14 protein-coding genes are annotated in these 16,043 nt (G+C 72.9%); 5 read left to right on the plus strand and 9 right to left on the minus strand.

The features are described 5' to 3' along the window. Positions 1-23 precede the first annotated feature (23 nt). Positions 24-785: a class I SAM-dependent methyltransferase gene (locus tag IF01_RS0131935; protein WP_445972088.1), complete on the minus strand. Its 762-nt coding sequence runs from the start codon at positions 783-785 to the stop codon at positions 24-26. Between the two features lie 614 nt (positions 786-1,399). Next, the gene (locus tag IF01_RS0131940; RefSeq protein ID WP_051741234.1) at positions 1,400-4,366 is read right to left on the minus strand and encodes an AfsR/SARP family transcriptional regulator; all 2,967 of its coding nucleotides are present in this window, start codon (positions 4,364-4,366) and stop codon (positions 1,400-1,402) included. Between the two features lie 217 nt (positions 4,367-4,583). Here IF01_RS0131940 and IF01_RS49090 point away from each other — a divergent pair, with 217 nt between their 5' ends. Next, positions 4,584-4,841 (plus strand): hypothetical protein, encoded by a 258-nt coding sequence (locus IF01_RS49090; protein ID WP_030397089.1) that lies wholly within the window; start codon positions 4,584-4,586, stop codon positions 4,839-4,841. A 500-nt stretch (positions 4,842-5,341) separates the two neighbouring features. Here IF01_RS49090 and IF01_RS47050 read toward each other — a convergent pair whose 3' ends face one another. After that, positions 5,342-5,629 carry a hypothetical protein gene (locus tag IF01_RS47050; protein WP_037781924.1) on the minus strand — a complete coding sequence of 96 codons (288 nt, stop codon included), beginning with the start codon at positions 5,627-5,629 and terminating at the stop codon, positions 5,342-5,344. Positions 5,630-5,848: 219 nt separating this feature from the next. Between IF01_RS47050 and IF01_RS0131960 the strand changes: the two genes are divergently transcribed. After that, the gene (locus tag IF01_RS0131960; RefSeq protein WP_030397090.1) at positions 5,849-6,610 is read left to right on the plus strand and encodes a GntR family transcriptional regulator; all 762 of its coding nucleotides are present in this window, start codon (positions 5,849-5,851) and stop codon (positions 6,608-6,610) included. Between the two features lie 140 nt (positions 6,611-6,750). Here the strand turns inward: IF01_RS0131960 and IF01_RS0131965 are convergent, their stop codons facing one another. Continuing rightward, a complete protein-coding gene (locus IF01_RS0131965; RefSeq protein ID WP_030397091.1) occupies positions 6,751-8,418 on the minus strand; it encodes a fumarate hydratase in 1,668 nt (555 codons plus the stop codon). Positions 8,419-8,640: 222 nt separating this feature from the next. Between IF01_RS0131965 and IF01_RS0131970 the strand changes: the two genes are divergently transcribed. Continuing rightward, complete coding sequence (locus tag IF01_RS0131970; RefSeq protein WP_030397092.1) at positions 8,641-9,366, plus strand: DUF1707 SHOCT-like domain-containing protein; 726 nt, start codon at positions 8,641-8,643, stop codon at positions 9,364-9,366. Between the two features lie 426 nt (positions 9,367-9,792). Next, complete coding sequence (locus IF01_RS0131975; RefSeq protein WP_030397093.1) at positions 9,793-10,146, plus strand: WhiB family transcriptional regulator; 354 nt, start codon at positions 9,793-9,795, stop codon at positions 10,144-10,146. A 194-nt stretch (positions 10,147-10,340) separates the two neighbouring features. Here IF01_RS0131975 and glpX read toward each other — a convergent pair whose 3' ends face one another. Continuing rightward, entirely contained in the window at positions 10,341-11,381 is a 1,041-nt protein-coding gene (glpX, locus tag IF01_RS0131980; RefSeq protein WP_030397094.1) for a class II fructose-bisphosphatase, read from the minus strand. 225 nt (positions 11,382-11,606) lie between these two features. On the opposite strand from glpX, the gene IF01_RS0131985 reads away from it, so the two are divergent. After that, the gene (locus IF01_RS0131985; RefSeq protein ID WP_244215687.1) at positions 11,607-12,143 is read left to right on the plus strand and encodes a DUF4245 domain-containing protein; all 537 of its coding nucleotides are present in this window, start codon (positions 11,607-11,609) and stop codon (positions 12,141-12,143) included. A gap of 145 nt (positions 12,144-12,288) precedes the next feature. On the opposite strand, the gene IF01_RS0131990 is transcribed toward IF01_RS0131985, so the two are convergent. The 4 genes from IF01_RS0131990 to IF01_RS0132005 form a co-directional block, all read right to left on the minus strand. Beyond that, positions 12,289-12,888, minus strand: coding sequence for a malonic semialdehyde reductase (locus tag IF01_RS0131990; protein ID WP_030397096.1), 600 nt, complete (start codon positions 12,886-12,888; stop codon positions 12,289-12,291). A 124-nt stretch (positions 12,889-13,012) separates the two neighbouring features. Continuing rightward, positions 13,013-13,276, minus strand: coding sequence for an exodeoxyribonuclease VII small subunit (locus IF01_RS0131995; protein ID WP_051741232.1), 264 nt, complete (start codon positions 13,274-13,276; stop codon positions 13,013-13,015). A gap of 55 nt (positions 13,277-13,331) precedes the next feature. Then, the gene (gene xseA / locus IF01_RS0132000) at positions 13,332-14,639 is read right to left on the minus strand and encodes an exodeoxyribonuclease VII large subunit (RefSeq protein ID WP_078880493.1); all 1,308 of its coding nucleotides are present in this window, start codon (positions 14,637-14,639) and stop codon (positions 13,332-13,334) included. 10 nt (positions 14,640-14,649) lie between these two features. Next, on the minus strand, positions 14,650-16,020 hold the full coding sequence (locus IF01_RS0132005) for an APC family permease (RefSeq protein WP_030397099.1): 1,371 nt from the start codon (positions 16,018-16,020) through the stop codon (positions 14,650-14,652). Positions 16,021-16,043 lie beyond the last annotated feature (23 nt).

Below are 16,043 nucleotides of genomic sequence, written 5' to 3' on the forward strand. Positions count from 1 at the left end.
GTCCGGCGGGTGCCGACCGGCCGTCAGCCGACCCGCCGACAGCGGAGGAAGAGCTGCTCCTCCGGCGGCAGAGTGGTGCTGGCCGGCGCGTACGGACGCCCCTCCTGCTCCTCGATCACGAACCCGGCGTCCAGCAGGACCCGTTCGAGATCCTCCCGCAGGTACCCGCTGATCCGCAGCTCCCGCCCGAGGAAGGGCAGCGGAACGTGGTCCAGGTCCGCCTCGACCATACCCAGCGCCAGCAGTCCGCCGGGCCGCAGCAGGGCGCGCAGCCGGGCCAGCACGGTCGGGATCTCGTCCTGGGGGAGGAGGATCAGGGAGAAGAACGCGGTGACGGCGTCGAAGGTGCCCCGCCCCGCGGGCCCGAGCTCCGGCAGGTTCCAGGCCGAGTCGGCGCGTTCGGTCGCGAGGTCGTACATGTCGATGCGGTGCAGGGCCGGCGGGTGCGGGCCGGGGAGGTCGGCCTCCCGGGCCAGGGTCAGCATGACGTCCGACAGGTCGACGGCGGTGACCCGCGCCCCGGCCGCGACCAGTTGGCGGACGGTCGGCTCGCCGCTGCCGCAGCCGACGTCCAGCACCGCGGCGCCCGGCTCCAGCCGGGACAGCAGCCGGCGCCCGCAGGCCAGCTGGCCGTGTTTGGAGGGGAACGCCTCCGCGTAACCGGTGCCGATCGTGTCGAAGGCGACCGCCTGCAGGGCGCGCGCGGCCCGGCGGCGCAGGACGTCGGGACCGCCGCCCGCGTCCTCGTCGATGGGGAACGGATCCGATATCTGTCCGGTCGTCACGATTGAGAGGCACCTTTCGGCCGGGCCTCCGGTCGGCCGGTCGAGGCGCGAGGCAGGACCGCCGTGTCCTCCCGGCGCCCGCGCTGCCCCGCCGGCCCGCTGCCGGTGGCGGTACGTCACGCTCCCCGCGTCACACTGACTGCATTGCCACGCTGACTGCACTCTGACACTTTGCACAGACTCTTTGCACAGGGACACTCTGCACTGCGGGAGCGCTGCCGCGCTGCCTTTTGCCGGATGCTCCACCGGAGAAGTGCACTTGTGTGTGTACTGGAATCCGAGAATATGCGTGATCACTCCGCCATGGGGTCCGTTTTCGGCCAACTCGTGGCGGTTGGCCGACGGTACCCCCTTCCCTGGAAGCACGGGGCGCGGGCGGAGGTGGTGCGTCCGGGGCGCGCACGCCGTGCGGTGAGCGGATTCGACCCCGCTGACCTGCGGTGATGTCGGTCCGAGCGCTGACAATCCGACGTTTATCGAACGTCAATCGGCGCGGTGCACAGTGGAGTCCAGCGCCGGGGAAGCGTTGAAGGTGCTCCCGCAGCCGGGGGGCTGCGGGAGCACCGAACGCTCACGGGGAGGACCCCAGGGGGGAAGTACGGGGGAACGGGGTCCTACGGCGCGGGGGGAGGGAAGGGCTCGGTGTGCTGCTGGGAGATGAGGTCCGCCACGGGGGAGGCCTCGGGCACACCGAGCCGCGTGAAGACGGCGTGCGCCTCGCGCAGGCACGCCAGTCCGCGTGCCGGCTGGGCGAGGCCGAGCAACGCCTCGCCCAGCGCGGCGTTCGCCAGGCCCTGGCAGTAGGCGGAGTCCATCTCCAGCCCGATCGCGAGCGACTCCTCGGCCGTCTCCGCCGCCTCGGCCTGCTGGCCGGCGGCGAGCAGCGAGGAGGAGAGCCGGGCGAGGGTGTAGCCCTCCCAGAGCGGGTTCTGCTGGGCCTGGTACAGCTTGTGTGCTTCCCGCAGATGGTCGACCGCCTCGCCGGACGCGAGGACGACGCCGAGCTGGTAGAGCGTGTCGGCCAGGCACGGTCCGTTCTTGGAGGCCCGCGCGGCCGCCACCGCCTCGCTGGCGGAACTGACGGCGACCTCGGTCATCCCCAGCCGTTGCTGGACGCGGGCGATGTTGCTGATGAGCCTGGCCTCGCCGATCGGCGCACCGACCACCCGGCTGATCGCGAGTGCCTGTTCGAAGAACGGCAGCGCCTCGGCGGGGCGGTTGCCGATGCTGAGGATGATGCCGAGGGTGTTGGTGGCGGCGGATCGAAGGACCGTCATGTCGCCGCTGGTCTGGAACTCCAGGCTCCGTCGCAGGGACCGCTCGGCGCCCTGGAAGTCATTGGTGACGGACTGCAGGGTGCCGATCGCGAAGTGCACCCGCGCGAGTCCGGCGGTGTCGTCGGTCAGCTGGGCGTTGCGGTCCGCCACTTCCAGGATCGAGCGGACCCGGGGGCCCTGGGTGGGGTCGGCGCCGAGGCTGTACAGCAGGATCAGCAGGTCCACCGCCGGCCGTCGCAGCTCGCTCGGCCCGCAGACCGCGGTCTCCACCGAGCTGAGCAGGACGGCGTTCTCGGACCGGAGCCACTCCCGGGCGGCGTCGCTCGTCGGCAGCGGCAGTCCGGGGCCGTCCGGCGGACTCAGCGGCTCGGGCAGCTGGTCGTCGGGTTCGATCGCCCGGGCGGCGTTGTACATGGTGGGCAGCAGCAGGTTCAGCAGTCGCCGCACCGCCGCGTTCTGCTGCTCCGTGTCGCCGACCCGTTCGTTCTGGCGCTGGGCGTAGAGCCGCAGCAGGTCGTGGTACCGGTAGCGCCCCGGGGTGAAGCACTCCAGCATGTTGGCCTCGACGAGCGCCTCGGCGACGTCCTCGGCCGTCCGCTCGTCGGTGCCCAGCAGCGCGGCGGCCGCAGCCAGCGGGAAGTCGGGCGAGTCGATCAGCGCGAGCAGGCGAAAGGCCCGAGCCTCGGTGGGGGACAGCTGTCCGTACCCGAGCCCGATGGTGGTCTCCACGGCGAGGTTGCCGAGTTGGAGCTCGTCCAGGCGCCGCCGTTGATCGGCTAACCGACGGGCCAGGTCGGAGACGCTCCACCGGGGGCGGCTGGCGAGCCGGGCGGCGGCGATGCGGACCGCGAGCGGCAGGAAGCCGCAGGCGGTCACCACGGCCATGGCGGCTTCGGGCTCGGCGGCGACGCGCTGCTCGCCGACGATCGTGGAGAAGAGCGCCAGCGCCTCTTCCGGGGTCAGCTCCTCGACGTCCACCAGGTGCGCGCCGGGGATGCCGGCCAGCCGGGAGCGGCTGGTGGCGAGCACCGCGCAGCTGGAGACGCCGGGGATCAGCGGGCGGATCTGCTCGGCGTCCTGGGCGTTGTCGAGCAGGATCAGCATCCGTCGACTGGCGAGCAGTGACCGGTAGAGGGCGGCGCGCTGCTCCAGCGAGTCGGGGTTCTCGGTGACGCCGAGCGCGTGCAGGAAGTCGCCGAGCACCATGGCGGGATCGGCCGGTGAGGCGCCCGCGCCGCGGAGGTCGACGTAGAGCTGCCCGTCCGGGAACTCCGTGCGGACCCGGTGGGCGACGTGCACGGCGAGGGTCGTCTTGCCGACGCCGCCGATACCGGCCAGTGAAGTGACCACCACGGCCTGGCCGGTGGCGCTCATCAGGACGGCCGAGAGGTCGGCCACCATCTCCGCCCGGCCGCTGAAGTCGGAGACATCGGCAGGGAGTTGGGCCGGGGCCGGCTGGGGCGCCGGGTTCTCCTCCCGGGCGGCGGGCGTTGGCGCGGGAGCCACCGGGAGCACCAGTGCCGGGTCCGCGGCCAGGATCCGGGAGTGCATCGCGGAGAGGCCGGTGCCCGGTTCGACACCCAGTTCGTCGATCAGCAGCTTCCGGGTGTCGGTGTAGACGCCGAGCGCCTCCGCCTGCCGGCCGCAGCGGTACAGCGCGAGCATCAGGAGTTCGCGCAGCCGCTCGCGCAGTGGGTGTTCGGCGGTGAGCGCGTTCAGTTCGCCGACCACCTCGGCGTGCAGGCCGATGTCCAGCGCGACCGCGCAGCGTTCCTCGGCCACCGACACCTGGCGCTCGGCGAGCCGCTGCCGCTGGGAGTCCGCGTACGGGCCGGGGACGCCGGTGAGCGGCCGGCCGGCGAACAGCGCCAGCGAGCGGACCAGCAGGTGGTGGGCGTTGTCCAGGTCCCCGGCGCCGCGTGCGGTCGCGGCCTCGACGGCGAGGTTCTCGAAGACGATGACGTCGAGGGCCTCGGCCGGGATGTGCAGGGCGTAGCCGTCGGCGACCGAGACCAGGAACTCGGCGGGACGGCGCACCTCGCGGCGGGGTTCGATGACCGTGCGCAGCCGGGAGACATAGGTGCGCAGAGCCGCGACGGCCTGGGTGGGCGGCCGGTCGCCCCAGAGTCCGTCGACGAGGTCCTGGGTGGTGACCGGGCGGCCGGCGTGCAGCAGGAGCATGGTCAGGACGGCCTGCTGCTGCGGGGAACCGAGGGCGAGCTGCCTGCCGTCGAGCCAGGCCTGGACCGGACCGAGTACCTGGAAGCGCAGCGCCGGAGCAGGCGGCGTCTCCCGAAACTCCATGTAGTCCCCCGATGGCCTGGTGTCGATTTCCCGGTAGGGCGCTCGGCGGTTCCGCCGTTGTGGTGGCTTCAGCTTAGGCGGGGGGCCGACTCTGCCGGACGGCACGGTCAGCCGCACGATGTTTATCGGACATTTAATCAACCCTACGATACTGACTCCGTGCCCGCGCCGAGCCGGTGGGGCACACGACATTTGATGACCGAAAGGCGGCCCGCCCATGGCCAACAACGAGAGCGCGACCCCCGTGTCGACCGAGCCGGCCGTCGAGGCCGTCGCCGGCCAGGCCGTCGAGGGCGCGATCGCGGCGACCCCGAACCCGGCCGAGTACACCGAGCCCACCGCCGACCACAAGGCCGACCTGCTGGACGACGAGTTCGGTGACGAGGGCCAGTACATCGTGGAGGCCGAGAAGGCCGACGGTGCCGAGCCCGGCCAGAAGCGCGAGCCGCAGGGCATCATCGCCGCGCACCCGTAAGCGCGTCGATCAGCAGTTCCGGGGGGAACATCCGTGAAGCACTTCCGTCGCCTCGCGATCGTCGCCGTCTCGACGATCGTGGTGACCACCGGCTACCTCGTGACCGCCACCGGCGCCTCTGCCGGAATCATTGCCGGTCACCCGTAGCTCCACACGCCACCCGAGCGCCCCGCGTCCCGCCACCGGCGGTGCGGGGCGTTCGTGCGTCGGGCCGCCGGCGGCCCTTCGCTTCACGGGATGGGATTCCCGGTGCCAATTCGGCACTGATATCGGCGGAAACCGCCCATGTGTATACGAGTTGATCTCACCCTTGTCGCGTTCACGAGTTGTACGGCCGCGGTCACCGGAGTCTTTGCCGAGAATGTCGGCAATTGCCTCCGGCACATGTCCCCACAGCCCTCCCCACGGCCCGCCCGCCCCGCCCGCCCCGGCCGCGAGCGGTCCGCACGCGTGCCCGGTGGCCGGAACTCGCCGTCGGGCTTGCCCCGCCGGGTGAGGGGTCAGGCCGCGTGGGCGGGGGCGGTCGGGGCCGGGTCGGCGCGGCCGGCGGGTCTGGTGGGGTCGGCCGGGTCGGCGTCGGCGGCGCCGCTGCTCCCGCCGTCGGCCGGGCCGGCCGGGGTGACGTGTTCGGGGCGGGCGGTCCACTCGCAACCGCCCTCGGGCGGGCGGAGGTAGTGCTCCCCGCCGATGGTGTCCATGTAGATGCCGGTGCGTCCGGTCCTGGTGTCGAGGACGGATTCCCCCACGCGCGGCCGGTAGGCCGCGGCGGCGCGCTTTCGGATGCTCACCGCGCTGCTCCTTGCTGCTCCGGTGCGGGCGCGGCGACGGTGGTGGCCGGCCCTGGTCGCTGTCGTGGCTTGGCTTTTTGGTTCGGCTCTGCTCGGCGACTACCCAGCATCTCTAGAGAAGCTAATATCTCTAGAGATGTCAACGGTCCAGCCGGTCCTATCGGCTTACCGGCGGCCGCGGGCGCGCCTACGATTTCCGAGAGGACGAGGGAGAAGGCGATGGTCGGCAGCAGCAGCGGCGAGAAGCAGCCCAAGTACCAACGGATCGCCGACACCCTGAAGGCGGCCATCGACGCCGGCGAGTACCGGGCGGGCGACCGGTTGCCCGGCGAGAACGACCTCATGGACGTCTACGGCGTGGCCAGGATGACCGCCCGTCAGGCCCTCGGCGTGCTGCAGAGCGAGGGCATCGCCGAGGCCCGCCGCGGGGCCGGCGTCTTCGTCCGGGACTTCCGGCCGCTGCGCCGGCGCGGGATCCAACGGCTCGCCCAGGGCCAGTGGGGCTCGGGCCGGTCGATATGGTCGGCCGACATCGACAACCGCACCCTGGTCGTCGACCAGGTGTCGGTCACCGAGCAGGGCGCGCCCGAGCACGTGGCCCGGGTGCTCGGCGTCGACCCGGGCGAGCCGATGTGCGTGCGGCACCGGCGCTTCGTCCTGGACGGCAAGCCGGTGCTGCTCTCGACCTCCTACCTTCCCGCCGGACTCGTGGCCGGTACCGCCATCACCCGTGAGGACACCGGGCCGGGCGGCACCTACGCGCGGCTGGCCGAGATCGGCGCCAAGCCGGTGCACTTCCGCGAGGAGGTCCGCTCCCGGATGCCGGCCGCCGAGGAGACCGTCCGGCTGGAGCTCTCCGCCGGCACCCCGGTGATCCTCATCTGCCGGACCGCCTTCGCCGACGAGGGCCAGGTCGTCGAGCTGAACGAGATGATCCTGGACGCGGCCTCCTACGTCCTGGAGTACGACTTCGACGCCTGACGCCTGACGCCTGACGCCTGCACACCCGGACCCGGACCCGGACCCGGACCCGGACGCGCCACCGCCCCGGACGCGGTCGGCGGCCGGGGCGGCGGGTCCAGCGGGAGCGACGGGGAGCGGCGGGCCCTCCCCGCTGCGCGCTACTCCTTGGAGCGGACCCGCAGGCTGGTGATCAGCGGGCCCTCGGTGGTCTCGCGGAAGAAGTCGTTGCCCTTGTCGTCGACCACGATGAACGCCGGGAAGTCCTCGACCTCGATCCGCCAGACGGCCTCCATGCCCAGCTCGGCGTACTCCAGGACCTCGACCTTCTTGATGCAGTCCTGGGCGAGCCGCGCCGCCGGACCGCCGATGGAGCCGAGGTAGAAGCCGCCGTGCGCGGCGCAGGCGTCGGTGACCTGCTTGGAGCGGTTGCCCTTGGCGAGCATGACCATGGAGCCGCCGGCGGCCTGGAACTGGTCGACGTAGGAGTCCATCCGGCCGGCCGTGGTGGGGCCGAAGGAGCCGGAGGCGAAGCCCTCGGGGGTCTTGGCCGGGCCGGCGTAGTAGACCGGGTGGTCCTGGAGGTACTTGGGCATGCCCTCGCCGGCGTCCAGGCGCTCCTTGATCTTGGCGTGCGCGATGTCGCGCGCGACGACCAGGGTGCCGGTGAGCGAGAGCCGGGTCTTCACCGGGTACTTGGAGAGCTCGGCGCGGATCGCGGACATCGGCTGGTCGAGGTCGATCCGCACCACGTCGTCGTCGAGGTGCTCGTCGGTGGTGTCCGGCAGGTACTTCGCCGGGTCGGTCTCCAGCTGCTCCAGGAAGACGCCCTCGGCGGTGATCTTGCCCAGCGCCTGGCGGTCGGCGGAGCAGGAGACGGCCATCGCGACGGGCAGCGAGGCGCCGTGGCGGGGCAGCCGGACCACGCGCACGTCGTGGCAGAAGTACTTGCCGCCGAACTGGGCGCCGATGCCGATCTTCTGGGTCAGCTCGGTGACCTTGGCCTCCAGCTCCAGGTCCCGGAAGCCGTGGCCGGTCTTCGCGTCGCCGGAGGTCGGCAGCTGGTCCAGGTAGTGCGCGGAGGCGTACTTGGCGGTCTTCAGCGCGAACTCGGCGCTGGTGCCGCCGATCACGATGGCCAGGTGGTACGGCGGGCAGGCGGCGGTGCCCAGCGAGCGGATCTTCTGCTCCAGGAACGAGAGCATGCTGGCCTCGTTCAGGATCGCCTTGGTCTCCTGGTACAGGTACGACTTGTTGGCCGAGCCGCCGCCCTTGGCCATGAACAGGAACTTGTAGGCGTCGCCGTCGGTGGCGTACAGCTCGATCTGGGCCGGCAGGTTGTTGCCGGTGTTCTTCTCGTCCCACATGGTCACCGGGGCCATCTGGGAGTACCGCAGGTTGAGCTTGGTGTACGCGTCGAACACCCCGCGCGCGATCGCGGACTCGTCGCCGCCGGCCGTCAGCACGTTCTGGCCGCGCTTGCCCATCACGATCGCGGTGCCGGTGTCCTGGCACATCGGCAGGATGCCGCCGGCCGAGATGTTGACGTTCTTCAGCAGGTCCAGCGCCACGAAGCGGTCGTTGGGGCTGGCCTCGGGGTCGTCCAGGATGCGGCGCAGCTGGGCGAGGTGGGCCGGGCGCAGGTAGTGCGAGATGTCGTGCATCGCCTCGGCGGTGAGCAGCCGCAGGGCCTCGGGCTCGACCTGGAGGAAGGTCCGGCCGCCGGCCTCGAAGGTGGAGACACCCTCGGAGGTGAGCTTGCGGTAGGGGGTCGGGTCAGCGCCCAGGGGGAGAAGGTCGCTGTACTCGAAGTCCGGCGTGGGAGCCATGGGGGCGGTCCTTAGATGTCCAGTGTTGCCAGTGTTCCGGCTGCGTCGGCGAAGCACCCTGGAGGGCGAAAGCACCCTCAAGGGTAGGCCGCGCGCGAATCGCGCATGCGGGAAGGTCAGCCTGCGTGACCGGGGTCACCCACCGGTGGGGAAGGGTCTTGCCCGGTTGACTAGGCTGGGCCCGTGGAGAACTCGCCGTCGAAGGACCCGCAGGACCAGCGGATGGACGATCAGGGCCGGGGGGCCGTACCGATGACCAAGCCTGCGGCGACGCCGCCCGCGCGACCCGAGCACGCCCCGGTGGCGGAGGCCGAGATCCGGGCCTCGGACGCCGACCGCGAACGGGTGGCGGAGCTGCTGCGCGACGCCTACGCCGAGGGGCGGTTGGACGTCGAGGAGCACGCCGAGCGGATCGAGGCGGCGTACGCGGCCAAGACCCTGGGCGACCTCGTGCCGCTGACCCGGGACCTCCCGGTGCACAGCGGGATCTCCTTCGAGAAGCCGCCGTTGGGCGATCCGGCGGCGGCCCCGCGTCCGGACGGCCCGGTGCGGCTGCCGGCCCGCAACGAGGCGCCGACCATGCTGGCGGTCTTCGGCGGCTCGTCCCGCAAGGGCCGGTGGCGGGTGGGCTCCACCCTGCGGGCGGTGGCGATCTTCGGCGGGGTCGAGATCGATCTGACGGACGCCGTGTTCGAGTCGCCCGAGGTGGTGATCGACGTGGTGGCGATCTTCGGCGGGGTGGAGATCAAGGTGCCGGAGAACGTCAGCCTGCACGGCGGCGGCGTCGGCATCTTCGGTGGCTTCGACGTCAAGGAGCAGACCGCGGCGGACCCGTACGCGCCGGTGGTGCGGGTCAAGGGCACCGCGGTGTTCGGCGGTTGCGAGGCCAAGCCGCGCCGGGGCAAGAAGCTCAAGGAGTGGGTGCGCAAGCAGCTCGGCGCCGACTGAGCCCGCGGGCCCGGTGGTCGGACGGAACGGTCCGGCGGGCCGCCGCGAGGCATTCGGAACGACGGACTCCGCCGCTCGGCGGCCGGTCCGGTGCCCGGCCGGGGACAACTCCCGGCCGGGCACTCGTCGTTGCGTCGGGTGCACGCTGTAGTCGGTTGCGTGCAGTGTGCATGAATCCCGGCGCCGTGGGGTAGTTCCTCTGGCACATCGCTTCTTGTACGGCTGCGTACCGGAGGCGGCCTGAGGCCGGCCCGGGTGTGAACGGGGACCCCGCAGCCGGGCAGGGGAGCGAGCTTCCCCGTGTCCGAGAGCCTCGTCAGGAGTACGGCCGTGCTGCATCCGATCGAGTCCCGCACCACCTCGTCCGCCGTCCCGTCGCCGGCCGCCCCGTCGCCGGTCGCACGGCCGTCCGCCGCCGCCTCGCCGGTGGCCGCGGCGCAGTTGCTGGAGCGGCCCCCGGCACAGCCGGCGGGCGAGGACAGTCCGTGGCACACCGCGGCGGCCTGCCGGCGGGACGAGGTGGGCCTGTTCTTCGCGCCGTCCAAGGAGCCGACCGCGGCCCGGCTGTCGCGCGAGGAGCAGGCGAAGCAGGTGTGTGCCCGCTGCCCGGTGCTGCTGGCCTGCCGGGAGCACGCGCTGGCGCAGCCGGAGCCGTACGGGGTCTGGGGCGGGCTGACGGCGGCCGAGCGCCGGGTGGTGCTGGCGCGGCGCCGCCGGCGGGACGTCGAGCTGTGCGAGCCGGTCCGGGTGCCGGGGGCGAGGGGCCGGATCGCGGGGTGACTCCCGGTGCCGGGTCACGGGGGCGTCGGCACCCGCCCGGCGGGCCCCGCACACGTACACACGCACGTACGCACACGCACACGTAGACGCACACGCCCGCGGCCTCGGCGAAGGGGGATTTCGCCGAGGCCGCGGGTTCGTCGTGGCGCTGCCGTGGCCCGGGCCGCCGGTGGGCGGCCCGGTCACGGGGTCGTTCAGTTGGCGCGGTCGAAGTCGATCGCGCTGTAGGCCCGCAGCTTGGACAGCCGGTGGGTGGCGTGGACCTCGCGGATGGTGCCGCTCTTGGAGCGCATGACCAGCGAGCTGGTGGTGGCGGTCTCCTGGCGGTAGTGCACACCGCGCAGCAGCTCGCCGTCGGTGATCCCGGTGGCGACGAAGAACACGTTCTCGCCGCTGACCAGGTCGTCGGTGCTGAGCACCCGGTCGAGGTCGTGCCCGGCGTCGATGGCCTTCTGCCGCTCGGCGTCGTCCTTGGGCCAGAGCCGGCCCTGGATCACACCGCCCATGCACTTCATCGCACAGGCGGCGATGATGCCCTCGGGGGTGCCGCCGATGCCCATGAGCAGGTCGACGCCGGTGCCCTCGCGGGCGGCCATGATGGCGCCGGCGACGTCGCCGTCGGAGATGTACTTGATCCGGGCGCCGGCCTCGCGGATGTCCCGGATCAGGCCCTCGTGGCGGGGGCGGTCCAGGACGACGACGGTGACGTCCTCGACGGCGATGCCCTTGGCCTTGGCGACCCGGCGGATGTTGACGGCCGGCGGGGCGGTGATGTCGACGAAGTCGGCGGCCTCCGGCCCGGTGACCAGCTTGTCCATGTAGAACACGGCGCTCGGGTCGAACATGGTGCCGCGGTCGGCGACGGCGAGGACGGCGACCGCGTTGTTCATGCCCTTGGCCGTGAGGGTGGTGCCGTCGACGGGGTCCACCGCGACATCGCACTCGGCGCCGGTGCCGTCGCCGACCCGTTCGCCGTTGTAGAGCATCGGAGCTTCGTCCTTCTCCCCCTCGCCGATGACGACGACGCCGTTCATCGAGACGGTGGAGACGAGGGTGCGCATGGCCCGGACGGCGGCGCCGTCGGCGCCGTTCTTGTCGCCACGGCCGACCCAGCGGCCGGCGGCGAGAGCCGCGGCCTCGGTGACCCGGACGAGTTCGAGCGCGAGGTTCCGGTCGGGAGCCTCGGGTGCGACCTCGAGGGAGCTGGGGAGATGGTGCGGGTACTGCGTGGTCATCGTCGTTACCTCTCTGTACGCGACGGCCAGTGAGCGCCCGACTACTGCCTGGTCGAACGCCGTGGTGAGGGTGTTGCGATCGTATCTGCCCACGACATGACTGTCTGTGGCGCGGGTCCCTCCACGGCCCGAGGGGGGCGGCTTCTGCGCGACTCCCGCCCTCGGCGCCCCGACGCGGCCACCCCGGATGCGGGCGATCGCGTCGGCATGAGTCACCATGTGGGGGTGGCTGGAGAGAGCAAGGGCATGAGGGGCCGGCAGACCGTACGGGACATGGTCCTGTCGATGCTGGCCGTCGGCGTCGTGGTCTGGGTCGGGTACCTGTTCCTGCCCCACGACGCGGACGGCGACGGGGTGCGCCCGATCGACTACAGGGTGGCCGCGGCCACCGCCAAGCGCGCCGCACCGTACCCGCTGCTCGTCCCGGAGGGCCTGGCGCCGAAGTGGCGGGCCACCTCGGTGACGTACAACGCGGCGGCGACCAACAACGGCAAGGGCAACGCCTGGCACCTGGGCTTCGTCACCCCCTCGGGCCAGTACGCGGCCGTGGAGCAGAGCGACATCGCGCGTGCCGACGTGCTCAAGGCGACGGTGGCCGACGGCAAGCCGGACGGCACCGAGGACGTCGCCGGGCAGGCCTGGGAGCGGGTGCAGGGCCCGAAGGCGCGGGCGATCACGGCACAGACCGGCAGTGCCACCACGGTGCTGACCGGCACCGCCTCCTACGAGGAGCTGGCGGAGCTGGCGCGGGCGCTGAAGTAGTCCGGTTCCCGACCCCGGAGCGGAGATCTCCGCTCCGGCGGCGGCCGGCAGGGACGCGAAAGGGCCCCGCACGCGGTGCGTGCGGGGCCCTTTGCGCCGTCCGGCCCGGGATCTCGGGGGCGGTCCCGGGTCGGACGGTGGTGGCTCAGACGGTGGTGACGACCTCGTCGTAGGCCAGGCGCGGCGAGCGCGGGTACCAGGCGTTCTCGCCCGGCTTGCCGATGTTCACCACGGCCAGCACCGAGTGCTCGCCGTCGGTGAAGAACTCCTTGTTGATGCCCTCGGCGTCGTAGCCGGTCATCGGGCCGGCGGCCAGGCCGGCGGCGCGCACGCCGATGATGAAGTAGCCGGCCTGCAGGGCGCCGTTCATCGCGGCCGAGGCCTCGCGGACCGGGCGCTCGGCGAAGTAGCCCTTGGCGGCCGGGAAGTGCGGGAAGACGGTCGGGAGCTCCTCGTGGAACTCGTTGTCCACGGCGAGGATCGCGGTCAGCGGGGCGGCGGCGGTCTTGGCCTTGTTGCCCTCGCCGAGGTGCTTGACCAGGCGCTCGCGGCCCTCGGCCGAGCGCACCAGGACGACGCGCAGCGGCTGCTGGTTCATCGCCGTCGGGCCGAACTTCACCAGCTCGTAGATGGCCTGGATCTGCTCGTCGGAGACCGGCTCGTCGGTGAAGGTGTTGGCCGTGCGGGCCTCGCGGAACAGGAGGTCCTGGGCGGCGGCGTCGAGAACCAGGGTGTCGGTGGTCATGATCTGCACCTCGGGGGAGGAAGAAACTGGGGGGCGTCTTTGTCGCGGTGACCGGCCGTGGCCGATCAGACGTTCCCAACATGAGTGAACGTTCAACTGTTCCCCGGGCTGCGTGTGACCCGTGTCACCCCCGCGGCGGAGCGTCCTCCTCGGCGGCCAGCGCGGCGTCCAGCCGGGCCCGCGCGCCGTCCAGCCAGCGCTGGCACACCTTCGCCAGCTGCTCGCCGCGCTCCCACAGCGCCAGCGACTCCTCCAGCGAGGTGCCGCCGTTCTCCAGCTGCCGGACCACCTCCAGCAGCGCGTCCCGGGCGTGCTCGTACCCCAGCGCGTCGTCCGCGGTCGGCGCCTCCACGGCCGCGGCCGCCGTGCTCTGCTCCTCGTCTGCCATGGGAGCCAGCGTAGGGGGCCGGACCGACAGTTCGCCCCGCCCCGCCCGCCCGCCGCTACCGACCCGCCGCCGCGCCGCCGTCCGTCGGGCTGCCGTCCGTGCCGTCCGTGCCGTCCGTGCCGTCCGTCCCGTCGACCGCCGCACTGCCGTCCGCGCCGCCGTCCGCGGTGACGTCGAAGCCGCCGCCCGCCACCCGCGCGTGCAGCCCCTCGCCCGCCGCGACCTGCGCCGGATCGGTCACCACCGTGCCGTCCCGCCGCTGCAGCACCGCGTACCCGCGCTCCAGGGTGGCCGCCGGGGAGAGCGCGACCACCCGGGCCAGGGTGTGCCCGAGATCGCTCTGCGCGTGCTCCAGCCGGTGGTGCAGGGTGCGCCGGGACCGCTCCAGCAGCCCGGCCACCTCCTGGCCCCGCCCGTCCAGCATCCGCTGCGGCGCGGCCAGCACCGGCCGGCTGCGCACTCCGTCCAGCCCGTGCCGCTCCCGCTCCACCCGGGCCAGGACGTACCGCCGCGCCCGGTCCCGCAGCTGCCGGACCTTGGCCAGCTCCTCCCCGACGTCCGGAACCACCCGTTTGGCGGCATCGGTGGGCGTGGAGGCGCGCAGATCGGCGACGAAGTCCAGCAGCGGCTGGTCCGGCTCGTGGCCGATCGCGCTCACCACCGGCGTCCGCGCGGCCGCGACCAGCCGGACCAGGCCCTCGTCCGAGAACGGCAGCAGGTCCTCGACGCTGCCGCCGCCCCGGGCCACCACGATCACGTCCACCTCGGGGTGCTCGTCCAGCTCCCGGACGGCCTCGCTCACCCGCTCCACCGCGCTGACGCCCTGCACCGGGACGTTGCGGATCTCGAAGCGGACGGCCGGCCAGCGCCGCCGGGCGTTCTCCAGGACGTCCCGCTCCGCCGCCGAGCCGCGCCCGGTGACCAGCCCGACGCACTGCGGCAGGAACGGCAGCGGCTTCTTGCGGTCCGCCGCGAACAGGCCCTCGCCGGCCAGCCGCCGCTTCAGCTGCTCCAGCCGGGCCAGCAGCTCGCCCAGACCGACCAGCCGGATCTCCGAGGCCCGCAGCGAGAGCTGGCCGCGCGCCGCGTACCACTCCGGCTTCGCGTGCACGATCACCCGCGAACCCTCCTGCACCGCGTCCGCGACCTGGTCGAAGACGGAGCGGAAGCACGTCACGGTCAGCGAGACGTCCGCCTGCGGGTCGCGCAGCGTCAGGAACACCACGCCCGCCCCCGGCCGCCGGCTGAGCTGGGTGATCTGCCCCTCCACCCAGATCGCGCCGAGCCGGTCGATCCAGCCGCCGATCAGCGCGGAGACCTTGCCGACCGGGAGCGGCGCTTCGGGGGAGCTGGGGTTGGCCATGCGTACGAGACTAGCGACGCCCGCCGACAGCGGAAGCGCTCCGGACGGCCACCACCAGCAGGCCGACCGCCAGCCAGACCAGCCCCACCACCTGTGCCGAGCCGGCCGCCTCGGCCACCACCGCGCCGATCACCAGCACACCCAGCACCGGCACCACCAGGTGCCGGCCCCAGTCGCGCGAGCCGTGCCGCACCACGTACCAGCCCACCACCGAGGCGTGCAGCAGGGTGAAGGCGGTGAGCGCGCCGATGTCCACCACCGAGGTCAGCCGGTCCAGCCCGTCGTCCCGGTCCGCCGCCCAGACCGCCGCCACCAGGGTGATCGCCGCCGACACCAGCAGCGCCCGGCGCGGCACCGCCGAACCCGGGTCGACCACGCCGAGGGAGCGCGGCAGCCGCCCGTCCCGGCCCATCGCGAAGAGCAGCCGCCCGGCCGCCGCCTGCCCGGCCAGGGCGGCGAAGGCCGCGCCGACCGCCTTGCTCGCCGCGACCAGCACGTGCAGCCAGTGCCCGACCGAGTCCTCCACCGTGTCGTAGAACGCCGACCCCTGCGCCGCCGGGTCCGCCGCCAGCTGCTCCGGGGAGAGCGGCTCCAGCAGCGCCGCCAGCCACGTCTGCGCCACGAACAGCAGACCGGACACCACCAGGCACCACAGCACCGCCCGCGCCACCGCCGCCGAGGCGCCGACCGCCTCCTCGACGAAGGTGGCGATCGCGTCGAAGCCCAGGTAGGACAGCACCGCCACCGAGACCGCCGAGAGCACGGCGGACGCGGAGAAGCCGCCGACCGCCGTGAACGGCGTCGCCCAGCCGCGCTGCGCGCCGTCCCGCACCAGCACCACCGAGGCCGCGACCACGAACACCGCCAGCACCGCGAGCTCCGCCACCAGCACCGCGAAGCCCACCGCCGCCGCCGTCCGCACCCCGGCCAGGTTCAGCCCGGTGGTCACCAGCACCGCGAGCGCCGTCCACACCCAGCGCGGCACGTCCGGCACCAGCGAGTGCAGCGCGATCCCGGAGAACAGGTACGCCACCGCCGGGATCAGCAGGTAGTCCAGCAGCGCCATCCACCCGGCCAGGAAACCCGCCGCCTCGCCGAGCCCGGCCCGCGCGTAGGCGTACACCGAACCGGTCCGCGGCACCGCCCGCACCATCTGCGCGTACGAGACCGCGGTGAAGCCCATCGCCACCGTGGCCACCAGGTAGACCGCCGCGACCGCGCCGTGGCTCTTGGCGTCGAGCACCCCGAACACGCCGACCGGCGCCATCGGGGCGATGAACAGCAGTCCGTAGACCACCAGGTCGCGGACGCCGAGGCTGCGCCGCAGTCCGCCCCGGGGCCCGCCGTCGTCGGGCCCGTCCGGCCCGGCTCGCTCGCTCATAGCTTCCACATTTGAGCACCCGG

Source organism: Kitasatospora purpeofusca, assembly GCF_000718025.1.
Taxonomy (GTDB): domain Bacteria; phylum Actinomycetota; class Actinomycetes; order Streptomycetales; family Streptomycetaceae; genus Kitasatospora; species Kitasatospora purpeofusca.